This window comes from Sphaerochaeta pleomorpha str. Grapes, from assembly GCF_000236685.1.
Lineage (GTDB): Bacteria > Spirochaetota > Spirochaetia > Sphaerochaetales > Sphaerochaetaceae > Sphaerochaeta > Sphaerochaeta pleomorpha.
Window position 1 is genome coordinate 35,752 of the sequence record NC_016633.1, and the last position, 14,511, is coordinate 50,262.

The 14,511-nt window shown below is 47.1% G+C and carries 14 protein-coding genes; 7 read left to right on the top strand and 7 right to left on the bottom strand.

The genetic code is table 11. The features are described from left to right. The first annotated feature begins 78 nt into the window (after positions 1-78). Together thrA and thrC are read left to right on the top strand one after the other, a co-directional pair. A complete protein-coding gene (gene thrA / locus SPIGRAPES_RS00175) occupies positions 79-2,475 on the top strand; it encodes a bifunctional aspartate kinase/homoserine dehydrogenase I (RefSeq protein WP_014268750.1) in 2,397 nt (798 codons plus the stop codon). Between the two features lie 11 nt (positions 2,476-2,486). After that, positions 2,487-3,758 (top strand): threonine synthase, encoded by a 1,272-nt coding sequence (gene thrC, locus SPIGRAPES_RS00180; RefSeq protein ID WP_014268751.1) that lies wholly within the window; start codon positions 2,487-2,489, stop codon positions 3,756-3,758. 53 nt (positions 3,759-3,811) lie between these two features. Here thrC and SPIGRAPES_RS00185 read toward each other — a convergent pair whose 3' ends face one another. The 3 genes from SPIGRAPES_RS00185 to SPIGRAPES_RS00195 all read right to left on the bottom strand — a co-directional run bounded on the left by SPIGRAPES_RS00185 (position 3,812) and on the right by SPIGRAPES_RS00195 (position 6,997). Further along, on the bottom strand, positions 3,812-4,558 hold the full coding sequence (locus SPIGRAPES_RS00185; RefSeq protein WP_014268752.1) for a Rossmann-like domain-containing protein: 747 nt from the start codon (positions 4,556-4,558) through the stop codon (positions 3,812-3,814). 106 nt (positions 4,559-4,664) lie between these two features. Further along, complete coding sequence (locus tag SPIGRAPES_RS00190) at positions 4,665-5,939, bottom strand: galactokinase (RefSeq protein WP_014268753.1); 1,275 nt, start codon at positions 5,937-5,939, stop codon at positions 4,665-4,667. 8 nt (positions 5,940-5,947) lie between these two features. Next, complete coding sequence (locus SPIGRAPES_RS00195) at positions 5,948-6,997, bottom strand: UDP-glucose--hexose-1-phosphate uridylyltransferase (protein ID WP_041384340.1); 1,050 nt, start codon at positions 6,995-6,997, stop codon at positions 5,948-5,950. A gap of 156 nt (positions 6,998-7,153) precedes the next feature. On the opposite strand from SPIGRAPES_RS00195, the gene SPIGRAPES_RS00200 reads away from it, so the two are divergent. Both SPIGRAPES_RS00200 and SPIGRAPES_RS00205 read left to right on the top strand, forming a co-directional pair. Next, positions 7,154-8,137, top strand: a complete 984-nt coding sequence (locus SPIGRAPES_RS00200; protein ID WP_014268755.1) for a LacI family DNA-binding transcriptional regulator — start codon at positions 7,154-7,156, stop codon at positions 8,135-8,137. Positions 8,138-8,148: 11 nt separating this feature from the next. After that, entirely contained in the window at positions 8,149-8,514 is a 366-nt protein-coding gene (locus tag SPIGRAPES_RS00205) for a VOC family protein (protein ID WP_014268756.1), read from the top strand. 3 nt (positions 8,515-8,517) lie between these two features. On the opposite strand, the gene SPIGRAPES_RS00210 is transcribed toward SPIGRAPES_RS00205, so the two are convergent. The 4 genes from SPIGRAPES_RS00210 to SPIGRAPES_RS00225 all read right to left on the bottom strand — a co-directional run bounded on the left by SPIGRAPES_RS00210 (position 8,518) and on the right by SPIGRAPES_RS00225 (position 11,059). Next, positions 8,518-8,739 carry a helix-turn-helix domain-containing protein gene (locus SPIGRAPES_RS00210; protein WP_014268757.1) on the bottom strand — a complete coding sequence of 74 codons (222 nt, stop codon included), beginning with the start codon at positions 8,737-8,739 and terminating at the stop codon, positions 8,518-8,520. A gap of 2 nt (positions 8,740-8,741) precedes the next feature. Further along, entirely contained in the window at positions 8,742-9,263 is a 522-nt protein-coding gene (locus SPIGRAPES_RS00215) for a DUF2975 domain-containing protein (RefSeq protein ID WP_014268758.1), read from the bottom strand. 151 nt (positions 9,264-9,414) lie between these two features. Next, the gene (locus SPIGRAPES_RS00220) at positions 9,415-10,899 is read right to left on the bottom strand and encodes a RecQ family ATP-dependent DNA helicase (RefSeq protein WP_014268759.1); all 1,485 of its coding nucleotides are present in this window, start codon (positions 10,897-10,899) and stop codon (positions 9,415-9,417) included. 1 nt (position 10,900) lies between these two features. Next, complete coding sequence (locus tag SPIGRAPES_RS00225; RefSeq protein WP_155816627.1) at positions 10,901-11,059, bottom strand: hypothetical protein; 159 nt, start codon at positions 11,057-11,059, stop codon at positions 10,901-10,903. Between the two features lie 152 nt (positions 11,060-11,211). On the opposite strand from SPIGRAPES_RS00225, the gene SPIGRAPES_RS00230 reads away from it, so the two are divergent. From SPIGRAPES_RS00230 to SPIGRAPES_RS00240, 3 genes are all read left to right on the top strand, one after another. Then, complete coding sequence (locus SPIGRAPES_RS00230; RefSeq protein ID WP_014268760.1) at positions 11,212-11,949, top strand: LytR/AlgR family response regulator transcription factor; 738 nt, start codon at positions 11,212-11,214, stop codon at positions 11,947-11,949. Next, positions 11,946-13,232 carry a GHKL domain-containing protein gene (locus tag SPIGRAPES_RS00235; RefSeq protein ID WP_014268761.1) on the top strand — a complete coding sequence of 429 codons (1,287 nt, stop codon included), beginning with the start codon at positions 11,946-11,948 and terminating at the stop codon, positions 13,230-13,232. The genes SPIGRAPES_RS00230 and SPIGRAPES_RS00235 overlap by 4 nt, the downstream gene beginning before the upstream one ends. Before the next feature lie 162 nt (positions 13,233-13,394). Further along, positions 13,395-14,507 carry a hypothetical protein gene (locus SPIGRAPES_RS00240; RefSeq protein ID WP_014268762.1) on the top strand — a complete coding sequence of 371 codons (1,113 nt, stop codon included), beginning with the start codon at positions 13,395-13,397 and terminating at the stop codon, positions 14,505-14,507. Positions 14,508-14,511 lie beyond the last annotated feature (4 nt).

Below are 14,511 nucleotides of genomic sequence, written 5' to 3' on the forward strand. Positions count from 1 at the left end.
TTGGGCTCTTTTTGTATATTCTGACAACACGTTTGTTCACTGTCTTGTTCAGTATTTCAAACCGTAGGAGTGTATTTCGTGAATGATATAAGAGTACATGCCGTAGATGCCTCGAATCTGGTCTCAAAGGAAGGGTGCGAGAAACTGGTGGAAATCTATCGTTCCTATTCGGAACACCACCAGGTGTTTGTCCTTTCCCCAGTCAGGGACAGCCAATTGGAAATAGGTTCTCTTCTATTATTGGCCCGACACCACGATGAACGGCTCTGGTCCATGCTGGAAAAACGGTTTTCTGTCTGGACAGAACTTGTGGACCGGCTCCTAGCCCGTCTTGCCGGCGAGAAAGTGCTGCAACGCATAAAAGAAGGTTTTGCCAATATCGAGGATTTGTTACGCGCCGTCTGGCTCGTCGAGGACATTTCCTCAGGTTCAAAGAATTATATCGACATGGTAGTGAGCTCTTGGGTAGCAGATGTGCTCTGCCATTACGTCACCGCCTTGAAAATTACCTCAAACTTACTTGATTATCAGTTTGCCTTGAGGGAAACGGGAGTGAAGCAGGATTGTCTCTTTGTTTCGGGACTGCTTCCCCAGGCTGAAAATTTCTCACCCTCTGATGGGATAGCCGAATATGCTGCCTCAATGCTGGCAGCTTCCTTGCAGGCAAAAGGCCTGACCTTCTGGAACGACATGGCGTTATTGCGTAATGCCGATGTCCTGGAGGTACCTTCGGCAAAGATAATCCGCTCGCTTTCCTATGCCGAGGCAACAGAACTATCCTTTTTTGGAGCTCCCCTTATCCATCCGCAGGCCTTGCTTCCCGCAATCGAAGCTTCCATCGACGTACAGTTGCGTTGGTGGGCTGATATAGAGGCAGAAGGTACGGTCATATCCAAGCAGGGTGACGGGATGTCCCCTAACCGGGTGAAAGGCTTCAGTATCATCCATGATGTAGCCCTTATCAACGTAGAGGGTGCCGGTATGAGCGGGGTCATTGGCATTGCAAGCAGACTCTTTACTGCAATGCGTGAAGCCTCCATTTCAGTAATACTCATCAGCCAGGCATCCAGTGAATATTCTATTTGCTTTGCTGTCCCCGAAAAACAAATGCGACTTGCCGTAGAGACGGCAAAGGTAGCTTTTGCCCATGAACTGGGTGACCATATGATACAGAGCATAGACGGGGAAATCGGGTGTGCCATCCTGGCCGCTGTTGGAAAACAGATGACCGGGCAAGCTGGTGTTGCAGGCAAGTTTTTCTCCTCCTTGGGTAAGGCTGGGGTAAATGTCCGTGCCATTGCCCAAGGATCGAGTGAAACCAACATCAGTGTAGTGATCAAAGGTTCTGACTCGAAGAAGGCTCTGCGGGCATTGCATGCCGGCTTCTTCCTTTCCAAGCAAGCCCTTTCGGTTGGGCTGTTTGGCCCTGGAAACATTGGCGGCACGCTGCTTGACCAGATTGCCAGCGAAACAGTTCGCCTAAAGGAGCAGTTCGGACTCGATATCCATATCAGAGGTATAGCCAATTCAAGAAAAATGCTTCTTGATGAGGAAGGCATAGACCTTTCGCGGTGGAAAGAGCGGTTTGAAAACGAAGCGGTAGACTTGAAAATGGAAGATTTCATCAACCATATCGGTGCTACCTATTTTCCCCATTCTTTACTGGTCGATTGTACAACCAGCAGCCAGTTGGCTGAGAAGTACGTCAGCTGGCTTGAACGTGGCATTCACATTATTACACCGAACAAGAAGGCTGGCACCACCAACTATACGTACTATCGTAGCCTTCTCGATACTTGTCTGAGAACCGGTCGCCGTTTTTTATACGAGACGACTGTAGGGGCGGGGCTCCCGGTTATCTGTACCCTCAAGGACCTTGTACAGACCGGCGACCGTGTGCACCGCATCGAGGGAATTGTCAGTGGTACCCTTGCCTGGCTGTTTAACCAGTATGACGGGAATGTCCCTTTCAGCTCGCTTGTCAGAAAAGCCAAGGAAATGGGGTACACCGAACCAGACCCCCGGGACGATCTTTCGGGAATGGATGTCGGTCGCAAGACCGTGATATTGGCCAGGGAACTTGGCTATGCGGTGGAAGTATCTGATATCCCTATCGAAAGCCTGGTTCCTATCCAATTGCAAGACGCTTCGCTGTCAGAATTTATGTCCAGACTCGAGGAGTTGGACGAGCCCATGCTCAAACTGTTCAGAGAAGCAGAGGGCAGGGGAGAAAAACTGCGCTATGTCGGTTGTGTCGATGAACAGGGACATTGTTCTGCATCGTTGAAAAGTTTCGTCGCAGATCATCCCTTTGCCCAGGCGACTGGAACCGACAATGTAATCTGCTATACGACCGATCGATATTTTTCCCAACCCTTGGTTATCAAGGGGCCGGGGGCCGGCCGCGATGTAACAGCCGGGGGTGTGTTTTCTGACATTTTACGTTTGGCCGCCTATCTTGGCGCCAGAATCTGAGGAGGACTGTCATGAATTTTGTATCTACGAGAAAGAAATCACCAGCTGTCAGTGCAAGTGAAGCAATATTGCAGGGACTTGCCCCAGATGGAGGACTCTATATTCCGGAAACGTTTCCCTCCTTGGAAAACCTGAGGATCAATGAAATTTCATCGTATCCTGAGCTTGCCTTTGAAGTACTCTATCCCTTTTTCGAAACCGATATACTCAAAGATGATCTTGCAGAGATTTGTATCGAGGCCTTCAATTTTCCTGTCCCGCTTGTTCAGGTAAAGGACAAACAGACCATTTTGGAGCTCTACCATGGACCTACGGCAGCTTTCAAAGACTTTGGTGCCCGTTTCCTTGCCTGTGCCATGGAAAAACTGCTGGAGAAGCAGGAAAGAAAACTTACCATTTTGGTTGCAACCAGCGGGGATACCGGTGGGGCTGTTGCCGCGGCCTTTGCCAACCGCAAGGGAATCGAGGTAAAAGTCCTGTTCCCCAAAGGAAGGGTGAGCAAACGGCAGAAACAGCAATTGACCTGCTGGGGTGGGAATATCAAGGCCTATGAAGTAGACGGTTCCTTTGATGACTGCCAGAAAATGGTCAAGGACGCTTTTATGGATACCGAGCTCAAAGAAACCTGGGGCCTGAGCAGTGCCAATAGCATCAATTTGGGGAGATTGCTTCCCCAGAGTGTCTATTATGTCTATGCTGCGCACCTGTTCTCCCAGAGCTTTGGAATAAAGCCGACCTTCATCATTCCCAGCGGAAACGTAGGGAACAGTTGCGGTGCCTACTGGGCTTTTTCCATGGGAGCCCCGATAGAACGCATCGCGCTTGCAGTGAATGCAAACAAGACCATCCCCGATTATCTTGAAGAAGGTGAATATAAGCCAAGGAGCAGTGTGGCAACCCTTGCCAACGCTATGGATGTAGGATCCCCTAGCAATATGGAACGGCTTTTCGCCCTGTATGGTGACATCGAGACGTTCCGCAGGCAAGTCAGTGCCTGGTCGGTCGATGACGAGACCATCAAGCAGACAATCAAAGAAGTGTATGACGAAAACGGGTATATCCTGTGTCCCCATACCGCTACAGCCGAGCGGGTGAGGCGAGACCACTTTGCCGACAAAGGGACGATTGTTGTCTCTACCGCTCATCCTGCAAAGTTTGAAGCTGTAGTCGAACCCCTTATTGGCAAAGAGGTTCCCGTCCCCGAGAACCTTGCTGCCTTGTTCGACAAAAAGAGTGAATACAAATCAGTGGGCTGTAATTACAAAGAACTTTTTGTTGACTGATAGGAAATACAGGTACGTAAAAGGGAAAGCAGGCAAAAGCCTGCTTTTTCTTTTTAGCCCAACAGCAACCGGATTGTTCTTGCATACTTGTGGAGCACAGGGGTCCCCCTCCCGTTTCTGATAGCCTTGAGGGTATTGGGAAGGTCGACAGGGACTGTGCCTGAGAGCATGCTGATCGGCAGGTCTTTGTAGATTTTGGGCTGCATAATCGTGGAAGGTCCCATAAGGACCGTGGGGATTTCTTTTCCTTCCAAGTGTTCGAAAACAGACTCAGTACTGTTTGTAATGACACTCGTGGCTGTGAGGATAAGTGCCTCCGCATGGTTCTTTGCCCAGCAATAGAATTCTTTCTCACTCCCTATTTTCTTTCCGATATCATAGGCAACCACCTCGATTCCATTCTTTCCCAGTTGCCGTACGATTGGTTCAAAATATCCGACCATGGCAACTTTGCTTCCCTTTGCAAGATGCAAATCTTTCTCCAAGGTCTTTGGGTCATCCGGGCACACTGCAGCAAACGAAGCATTCAACGCATTTACCAACGCAATTGCCATGGTTCTATCTAAAAGATTATCCGATAGTATTTCTTGCAACAGCATCAGGGCATTCTGCTGCTCGTAATCGAGAGGATTTTTATTCACGGAACAGGAGCTGGCATGTTCAAGGAATGTGCAACAAAGGCCGCATCGGCCATCGGTGAGGGTAATGGCACTGTAACCAAGCCCGAGATGGATTTCATCAATGACCGAATTTTTTGCTTCTGGTGCAAAGAAATCAAATATCTGCTGGTTTACATCCATTGGTTTTCCATCCTTTTGTATAGTATACCGTTATTTATACCTACATGCATTGAAAAGAAGGAACTGATGAAAAAAGAACCTGCCCGAAGGCAGGTCCCCTAGTACATTATTCTGCGATGCAACAGGTTGGTTTTTGCCTGATGCAAATAGCGGTGACACTTCCCTTTCCAAAGACAGTTTCCATGGATTTGGTATAGCTTTGTATCTTATTCAGGGGGACATAGGCCTGAATGGTCCCGGCGAATCCTCCGCCATGGACACGGGCAACGTATTGTTCCCCGAGAATATTCCTTGTCAGGGCAATAGCCAGGCTCAACCCCTGTTCTTTGGGGTTTGATGCCGGGTACAGGTTCTGTAAAAAGCAGAAAGAGCTTTCCCCGCTTGCTTTGACCAAGGCGAGATAGGAAGGGAAATCATTCTTCTGCAAAGCGGTAACCATGGAGGAAACCCGCTCGTTTTCACTGTAGAAATGAATTGCCCTCAGCAAAGCCCTGTCATTATTGAGGGTTGCCCGCAATTGGGGTAATTTAGCCTCAAATTCTTCCTTGGAGATCTGACGCAGGTTCTCTTTACCAAACTGGGCTGCGACAAGACGCATTTCCTTGGGAACCGCGGCGTACTCGGGGGTAAGGTCTGCATGGTTTCCCCCAGTATCGACGATTGCCAGGGCATAGCCATGTTGGCTGAATGAGAAGGGGACCGGGACGACAACCGGGTTGTCACCGTCCCTGAAGTCAATACCGACAATCCCCCCGTTGGCACAGGCAATCTGGTCCATAAGTCCGGAAGGCTTGCCGAAATATTCGTTTTCGCTGAATTTCCCGATTATTGCAAGCTCTACTGGAGTGAGTACGTCCTCATTGTACAGATGGTTGAAAATAGTTCCGCACAGGATTTCGATTGCAGCGCTCGAAGAAAGCCCTGAACCTTTGAGAACCCTGCTGGTCGTATTGGCTTCCCAGCCCCCGATGGAAAGGCCGCGCTTGGAGAATGCTGCACCGATGCCGCGGACTAAAGCCTGCGTCGTGTTCTCTTCGCTGCTTACTTTCCCAAGGTTGGAAAGGTCCACCTCTACTGCAGGGTAACCTTCGCTGATCAAGACAACCTTTGTATCATTTCGAGGCGAGACTGCCGCAATGGTATCGAGATTGATCGTAGCGGCTATCACTTTGCCAAGGTTGTGGTCGGTATGGTTCCCCCCGAGTTCGCTTCTTCCAGCTGTGCTGAAGAGCTTGGCATCAGTCTTGGAGAACAAAGCGGCATGGGTTTCCAAAAGGGAAGCAAAACGGTTGTCCATATCGGTTTCATCGAAATCGAATCCGTATAAAAAGGGATATACAGAGTGCAACGCGCCATTTTTGATAGTTTGAGGATTTGCCATAGAATCTCCTACTCTTTTTCTGTGTAATGGATGGGACTGACACTACAAAGGGTCTTTGCAGCCCCTTCGGCGGTAATATCCCTTTGTGGCATTGCCAACATCTCATATCCTACCATGAATTTCTTGACTGTGGCAGAGCGAAGTAGTGGTGGAAAGTAATGAATATGCATAATACAGCCTGGATAGTCTTTGCCATCAGTCGGTTTCTGGTGAATTCCCATGGAATAGGGAAAACTGGTTTCGAACAGATTGTCGTAGCGTATACCCACTTCCTTCATAAGTGAAGCTAGGTTGGTTTTTTCCCCATTGGTCAAGGTGCCGATGTCCGTAATGCCCCTTTGTAGCGGAAGGATGAGCGCTTCATAAGGCCAAACTGCCCAGAACGGTACTACCGCGATGAAATCATCATTGCTGGCGAATACCCGTTCGTTCTTCTGCTTTTCATATTGGGCATATTCAAGAAGCATGGCCGTATTGTGTGTTTCAAAATAGGTTCTCTGGTTTTCCAGTTCACGGGCAGGAATATCAGGGATAATCTCCTCGGCCCAGATCTGGGAGTGGGGATGGGGATTCGAGCACCCCATGATAGCCTCTCTGTTCTCAAAGATCTGGACATGGTTGATAAACGGTTTTTCTCCCAGTTCCTTATACTGTTCTGCCCAGACAGTGAGCACTTTCTCAATTTCATTGATTGCCATCTTTGCCAGTGTCAAATCATGCCGGGGTGAGAAACAGATTACCTTGCAGATGCCTTTTTCGCTCTTCGCCCGAAGTAACCCGTTGGGCCCTTCATCGAGGCTTCCGCTTTCGGTGGTTTCAAGCAAGGAAGAGAAATCATTCTGGAATACAAAGGTATCTGCATAGTCTGGGTTGACCTGTCCTTTTGAGCGTGCATTTTTCGGGCAAAGATAACACGATGCATCGTAGGTAGGCCTTACCTCGACAGGCTGTTTCTCCACTTGGCCGTTCCATGGTCGCTTTGTCCTGTGGGGCGAGATTTTCACCCATTCGCCAAGCAATGGGTTGTAACGGTTGTGCGTATCTGACTGTATATCCACGTATTCCTCCCGAACATGTCTTGCAATAGGAAATGTACACGTGTACATTACTCAAATGCCTCTCTACTGTCAATGCAAGTAACCAGGTTTTCTTGGGAGAAAGCATTGAAACTTTTTATTTCTGGTTTACACTTTGAAAACCAAAAAGGAGAGTCCATGACTCCAACGAGAAACCAAGTAGCCGAGAAAGCCAAGGTCAGTTCAGCCACGGTATCGAGGGTATTCAATAAAAGTGGCAGCGTATCGCCTCAGCTTCGCGATGCCGTACTTGCAGCTGCAAAAGAGCTTGGCTACACTCCGAACAAAGCCGCCGGAATGCTCAGAAGAAGGGGGACAGGGGTTATTGCCTTTGTCGAGATCAAAAAAGGGGCAAGACCCTATTACTGGGGAAACCTGAGTAGTTTTGACTGGTTTTTCGGCAGGGCCCTGCGTGGAATCCAGGAGGCGGTTAAGGAATCTTCCTGGCAACTGCGGTTTTATTCGGTTTCCTCAAAACAGGAATTGGTTGCCCTTTGCAACCAATGTGATGGGATCTTGGCATATGATGTAGATACAATTGCCGAAGCGCAACTGTTTGAAGGCCTTCCCATTCCCTATGTCCTGGCGCACCATCTGGAGGACTATCATGACCAGCATTGCATCTATACCGACAACGTGCTCGGGGGAAAGTTGCAGGGGAAATTCTTACAGGAGAGGGGCTGTGTATCCCCGCTGTATATTACCGGGTATACTGACAGTGTCATGGCGCACAAACATCGACTTGAAGGGTTCCTTTCAGTCTTTCCAAAAGCGGAAATACTGAATAGCGAGGTTGGAAGTGAACACGCCATCGATGGTATTCTTTCCTTTGTAAAAGAAAAGGTAAGCCGTAAGGAAATCGATTCCATTGCTGCGGTAAATGACCTTACCTTGTTTGAGTTGCTGTTGAAAATGCCTTGTTCCCTGCCAAGTGTTGGCTATGATGCATCTCCGTTCTACCGGTTGTTTTCAGGGCCTGTGGCCAGTGTAGATATCCAAAGCGGAGAGTTGTATAAGGTTGCCTGCAGGCAATTGGTTTCTGTACTCAACGGGGGGGAAGTGAAACGACTTTCCATCGAGCCGAAGCTAGTGTTGCTAGGGAAGCAAAGAGATTACGTATAAGGGGAATTTGTATGAAATTCTGTTGGAGCACACTTACCGTTAGCGATATGGCAACCTCACTTTCGTTTTATAAAGAGATAGTGGGATTGGAGATTGACAATCAAATGCAAGTAGGCAACGGTACACAAATTGTCTTTCTGGGCAAAGGAGAAACCAAGGTTGAATTGATTTGCCATGGGGGAAAGAAAGAGACCGATATGGGTAAAGATATCTCCCTCGGCTTTGAAGTACCTTCGCTCGACAAACAATTGGCCTTGGTGCAGGAAAAGGGTATCGCAGTAACGTCAGGCCCTTTCCAACCTAATCCCTTCATACGCTTTTTCTATGTCAGTGACCCTGATGGCCTGTCCATCCAGTTTGTCGAACAACTTCGCTAATTCTTAGGCCGGGGGCTTTCCATCGGGAACAAACTCGAACAAGTCCCCTGGCTGGCAGGAGAGCGCTTCGCAGATTGCATTCATAGTCTGCAACCGGACTGCACTGACTTTTTCATTCTTGAGGTTCGAAAGGTTTGAAAGGGTAATCCCAACCTTTTGGGACAATTCGTTCAAGCTCATCTTCCTGTCTGCCATTACCCTGTCCAGGCGTATGATTATAGCCATGCTCAGATTGTCCTGTCATACTCATCTTGGAGTATGCAACCATAGTGAAAAATGCCGGAAAGCAGGAACAGGACCAAGACAATGATCAGGTTCGAGGGAAGCAGGGTAAAGCGGCCCGAGATTCCTTGTCCCTGCAGTCCTGAGGCAATGAGGTACACGACCAGTTGTTTGCAGTAGGTCGCAACCAGTAACAAGAGAGCCATTACCTTTAGTCGCTTTGCATTTGCAAGAGTGAATGGTGTTTCTTTTTTAAGGGAATTTGCAATCTTATATATCAGAAACAGGATACCAAGTGTCGAGAACATGGCAATAAGGCTTGCAATGACCAAGGGAGCATTTCGTTCGAGGGGTTGGTTCAGTGCAAGGGAAAAACCTTCTCCCTGGATCTGGTCGATAGCCCAAAATCCCAGTGAGGGGAAAAGCAGAATGAAGGTTGTAGCAAGCACAGCTACAGCGGCAATCCAGAAAAAGATGGCAGTTATGATTCCAAATTGTTTTGTACGCTTTGGGACTTGTGTTTCCATGAGTGGCTCCTTGTAGGAGTACAATACACAAAAAATATTCGCAAATCAATAGAAAATTATCGTATAACGATAAAAATATAACAAAAAACAAAATTTTATAGAGAATGTTCATTCTCTTGGACACAAATTTCTGGCAACCAGGTTTTCCTAGTCAGTTCTTGCCCCTTTGTTTTTGCTGGCTGCATGGCAATGCTTCTCTAAAAGCCTTTCTTGATAGAAACAACCTGCGTCTGGGCAATTTGGAGAGATGCAGTATTCCTTGAAACACCAGGATTTCGATGGCAGCGGTCAGTTCCGGTTCTTTCCAGGAAAAAAGGATTCCCGAACGGCTGTCTCCTTTTTCTTTGGTCAAGAGAAGTGTGGAGAGGCGCATAGGAGAATACGAAAAGGGTCTTGCCCTCACCGTCTGCAGTATTTGTCTGTAACCATCTGGATGGGAGAAGAAGATGCCATTGCAAAAATCGCAACCATTACACGATTCGATTTCGCTGTTTAGCAAAGCAACCAATTGCTTGCGAAAGCAGTCGTTCCGATGATAAAAGATTGCATAGAGTGCATTAAATGAAAGTTCTCCTTTTTGATAATGCATCTGTTCCTCCAGACCTAACAGGACATAGGCATTGGCAATCGCTCCGTCCCTGCCTGCCCGGCCACTTTCCTGCAGATAGGATTCTGCATTGTTGCACAGGGTCCTATGGATAACTGTCCTGATATTTTTTTTATCAACCCCCATTCCGAATGCACAGGTGGCAAAGAGAACAGCCCCCTTTTGGTCGTTGAACCAGTTCTCCAGATAGGACCTTGCTTCCCTGCTCAACCCTGCATGGTAATAGCGGCAGGGAACGGTAGGGTAGGAAGAAAGGAATTGGTCGCAGGCAATCTCACATTCGCGCCTGGTAGAACAAAAGACTACCGCCGGACGGGAGCGAGGAAAAGCGAGGATCATGGCGATGGAATGGGGTTTCGACAGGGTTTCTTGGCAATGGTAGATGATGTTTTCCCTGTCGGCGTTGCCCCGTACGATATGGGGGCGGACGTTTGAGAACAACATGGGAACCAAGGCCTCAGTTATTTTTTCGCTGGCAGTGGCAGTAAAGGCAAGGATTTGTCGTACACGGAGAAAGGAGATGATACTTCCCAGGTTTTGGTAGGAGGGGCGGAATGTCTTGCCCCATTGCACTACTGTATGTGCCTCGTCAACAACCAGCAAGCTGATCTGATATGAGGAAAGCTTGGAGATGACCTCTGTTGTTCCCATGCATTCGGCATTTGTAATGATAACCCTGGCTTTTTTTTGCTCCAGAGAAGACCAAATCTCTGACCGTTGCGCCCTGGTCTGTCCCCCGCGGATGCAGACGCAGTTGATTTTACCATTTTCAAACCGGCGGACTTGGTCGTTCATCAAGGAGAGGAGGGGATAGACAATTACGGTGAGACCAGAAACCAACAAAGAAGGTAACATGAAGCAGACACTCTTGCCCGACCCGGTAGGCAGGATGACCAGCATTCCTTTGTGGTCTGACATTTCCTTGTCCTGTTCCAGGATTCTCTGGATTACGAGACTCTGGTAGGGAAAAAGCGAGGTAAGTCCAAATTGCTCAGTAGCTATCGCATCGATGGTTTCTTGAAGGTCCATACTATACGAAGGAATAGAAATGTATTTTCTGCTTCACGGAAACCAAAAGGCGGTTAGCTTGAAAAGCCTCCCCTGTCTCTGTCCTGCCTTTCTGCAGATGGTTTACCTTACCTAATTTGGCCAAGAGATGTGCAATCGTGGCATAAACCAATAAATACATGACAGGAGAAAAAATCTCAGTGGACATCGAGGGCAATGTGAATTAAAGTGTTCATTTATGGACCTCCCTTTGTTTGCAGCAGCTGTATACAGGATGTTTTAGATAATTTCTGTATGCACGGTGAATTCAGATTATGTATGTAAGGATAGGTTATGTTGAATATCGCCCTATGCGATGATGAGCCTAATCAGCTGGCTCTCATTGCATTGTATACGTCAGAATGTATGCAATCGAATCAGTATGAATGTACGATTCGTCAGTTTCTCCATCCCGATGAGCTACTCAGAACCTGTGAAAAACAAAGGTTCCATCTCTATGTCCTCGATATTGTGATGCCTCTGGTAAATGGTATCGAGGTAGGGAAGGCTATCAGGAAACTTGATCGTGAGGCTCAGATTATCTATGCTACCACCGAACCTGGTTTTGCCTTGCAATCATTTGTAGCAAACCCTATCAATTATTTGCTCAAACCAATCGACAAACAGCAATTCTTCAAAACCCTTACTCTGGCAATATCGAAATTGGATGTACAAAGGGAAAGTACCTTCTTGGTGAAGACCCATGAAGGAATGCGCATCCTCAGGTTGTCTGAAGTGGTTTATTGTGAGTATACAAGCCACACGGTTATCTACACCCTTGTAGATGCGAAGATTGTTACCACGTGTATCCTCAAGGGTACCTTTGCCCAACATATTACACCGTTATTACAGGATAAGCGTTTTTTGAGGCCCCATACGTCCTACGTATTGAACATGGACTATGTAGAAAGCTTTGGTAAAAACAAATTCACCCTTCGCAATGGATATACAGTTCCTATCGTTGCCAAACAATACAGTGTAGTGCGGGATATCTATATGGACTATCTTCTGGCAAAGGAGAGTTCCCGATGATTGATATGCTGAGCAATATCCTTCGGGGTAGCGTTACCTCTGTCATGGATGTATTTCTCCTGTTTACCCTGGCAAAGCCAAAGTTTGGCCGATGCACCACTGTTATCGTTGCCAGTATCGTATTATTGGTGAATATTGCCAGTAATATCTGGTTCTATAGGATTGGAGACCTAACCGCACTGTCTAGGTTTGACGTTGTAATGTTTATGGTAGTCGGCCTTGCTTTGAAACCTCTGACAAAGTCCAGTTTCATGCAGTGGTGTTTCAATTTTATCACTACTATCAATATTCTGATGATCATCATCATTCTCAGCTTTCATCTGGGTAAATTATTTCCCTATCCCCAGTATGCCCATACTGCCCTTCGGCTGGGATTCTATAGCATCGTGATATTTCTCTTCCAAAGATACTTGCTTCCCTTGTATCAATCAGTTGTCAATAACTGGCCGGTATTTTCAGGTTTGGTGTTATGTATTTTCTTCAATTTATCCTATTACTTTTACTTTACGGATGATATTGAGAATACTTTGCTTGTTTGTAAGTGGCCGTTATTTCTGTTGGTCACGCTTTCCTTGGCTGCTTATAGCACTGTTTTCTATTCCCTGAAAAAAATCACGGCAATCTATGCCTTGGAAAATGAGAACCTGAGAATTCAGAATGATGCGGTCCTGCTTTCACAAGCAGCTTCAACTATGGCAGAAAAATTGGAACTTATGGACAAGGTAGCCTGTCAGAACAGTATAGCATCCCATGACCGCCGGCATTTCAACAGCATGATCCTGGGACTATTGGAGCAAGGTGACCTGGATGAGGCTGTATCCTGTTTGCGTAAACAGAATGCAATACAACCGCATCCAAACAAGAACTATTGTGAAAATAAAGCAGTAAACGCCGCTATAAGCTATTATGTAGATATGGCAGGGCAGAGGGGAATACAAACAAAGATACACTTTACCCTGCCGCTGGATATGGATGTCGATTCTTTGGAGTTGGCTGTAGTGGTCTCGAACCTTTTTGAAAATGCCATCCATGGCGTTGCTCTCTTGCCGGAAGGCCAAGAAAGATATATTCATGTTACCTGCCTGCAGGTAGGAAGGTTGATGCTCGAGATGTGCAATCCTTGTGTCGATACTGTGACATTAGGTGAGGATGGGCTTCCTTTTTCAAGTCAGGAAGGCCATGGGGTAGGGACTAAGAGCATCTGTGCGTTTGCAAACGCACATGCTGCAGAGTTGCTCTACCATGTTGAGAACGGTCTGTTCAGAGTGAGATTGCTTATCTGAATACCTATCACCATTGGTTTTTTAAGTAGAAAATCGCGTCTTTTAGGAAAATCGTCCCATTTTTTTGATGGTCCTGCTAGGCTTCCCCTTCAGTACGTACTGTATTGATTCTTCCTGATGCTATGCAAAATGGCTTCAGGAGTTACTTTCGGGGGTGTGGTGATGGTTTCTAGATTGCGAAAATCAGTTTGTATTGGTTTTCTATTTTTTGTATCTGCCGTATATGTCTTTGCTTCGGGAAATCCCCTAAGCATTTTGATCAAACCGACGTCTGAGACGGTAAAGGCCTTTCGTTACTTGAGTGGGCCAACCAGTGATGGTTTATGGACAGAAGTCGATATTTCCAGTCCTAGTATTGTCCTTGAAGGCTTTGACAGCATACATGATGCATTATACGTGCAGCAAACCGAAGATTTTGTAACTTGGAGTGGTACCTATACGTATCGATACGATTCCACTAAGAAGGCTTGGAATGTTTTGCTCGAGGAAAACAAACGAGCTTTGATTCCCGAACATACAAAGAATCCTCTCAATATTTTGATCAAACCGACATCTGAGACGGTAAAGGCCTTTCGTTACCAGAGCGGACAAAACAGTGATGGTTTGTGGACACAAGCCGATATTTCCAGTCCTAGTATTGTCCTTGAAGGGTTTGACAGTATTAATGATGCATTGTACGTGCAGCAAAGCGAAGATCTTGCCACGTGGAGCGATAGCTACCTATACACATACAATCCAACGCAAAATACCTGGGGTGTTTCCCTTCCTGCCACCAAAAAGACAAGCTTTGTCGATTCTCTTGAGGTGAAGCTTTATGGCCTGTACCCCTATGGGAAGAGTGCAACCTATTACTCCTATGTACTGGGAGCGGGTCTCAAAATGAACGTTGCCTTGGACACAGAGAAAAAGCTCATCGGATATGGCGAAGCAACCTATAGCCGGGGACCTTCTGAGACTGACTGGGTCGATTCCATGCAGGCAATAGGGCTCTCAGTCGGGATGGGGTACAAAATTTCGCTCGGTAGCAAAATGCAGGTTACCCCCGAACTCGGGTATGGGGTTCTATTCCATATTTTCGATGCAGACTTCGATGAAGACGGTGAAAACAAATTCGAGGTGTTTGCAGACCAGCAGGTTCGCCTTTCCTTGAACCTGTGCTTTGCACTCGGGGACAAATACGAGTTGTTCTTTGCCCCTTTGGGAGTCCTTTTCTTCGAGGATGGGGATATCGGGACGATGTTCGGCTGCCAGAGCGGCCTTCGGTTCAATTTCTAGGGGG

Bases quoted from the DNA above. Each gene is read 5' to 3' on its own strand.
- thrC (WP_014268751.1), top strand. From the start codon at position 2,487: ATGAATTTTGTATCTACGAGAAAGAAATCACCAGCTGTCAGTGCAAGT.
- SPIGRAPES_RS00185 (WP_014268752.1), bottom strand. From the start codon at position 4,558: ATGGATGTAAACCAGCAGATATTTGATTTCTTTGCACCAGAAGCAAAA.
- SPIGRAPES_RS00190 (WP_014268753.1), bottom strand. From the start codon at position 5,939: ATGGCAAATCCTCAAACTATCAAAAATGGCGCGTTGCACTCTGTATAT.
- SPIGRAPES_RS00200 (WP_014268755.1), top strand. From the start codon at position 7,154: ATGACTCCAACGAGAAACCAAGTAGCCGAGAAAGCCAAGGTCAGTTCA.
- SPIGRAPES_RS00205 (WP_014268756.1), top strand. From the start codon at position 8,149: ATGAAATTCTGTTGGAGCACACTTACCGTTAGCGATATGGCAACCTCA.
- SPIGRAPES_RS00210 (WP_014268757.1), bottom strand. From the start codon at position 8,739: ATGGCTATAATCATACGCCTGGACAGGGTAATGGCAGACAGGAAGATG.
- SPIGRAPES_RS00215 (WP_014268758.1), bottom strand. From the start codon at position 9,263: ATGGAAACACAAGTCCCAAAGCGTACAAAACAATTTGGAATCATAACT.
- SPIGRAPES_RS00220 (WP_014268759.1), bottom strand. From the start codon at position 10,899: ATGGACCTTCAAGAAACCATCGATGCGATAGCTACTGAGCAATTTGGA.
- SPIGRAPES_RS00225 (WP_155816627.1), bottom strand. From the start codon at position 11,059: ATGTATTTATTGGTTTATGCCACGATTGCACATCTCTTGGCCAAATTA.
- SPIGRAPES_RS00230 (WP_014268760.1), top strand. From the start codon at position 11,212: ATGTTGAATATCGCCCTATGCGATGATGAGCCTAATCAGCTGGCTCTC.
- SPIGRAPES_RS00235 (WP_014268761.1), top strand. From the start codon at position 11,946: ATGATTGATATGCTGAGCAATATCCTTCGGGGTAGCGTTACCTCTGTC.
- SPIGRAPES_RS00240 (WP_014268762.1), top strand. From the start codon at position 13,395: ATGGTTTCTAGATTGCGAAAATCAGTTTGTATTGGTTTTCTATTTTTT.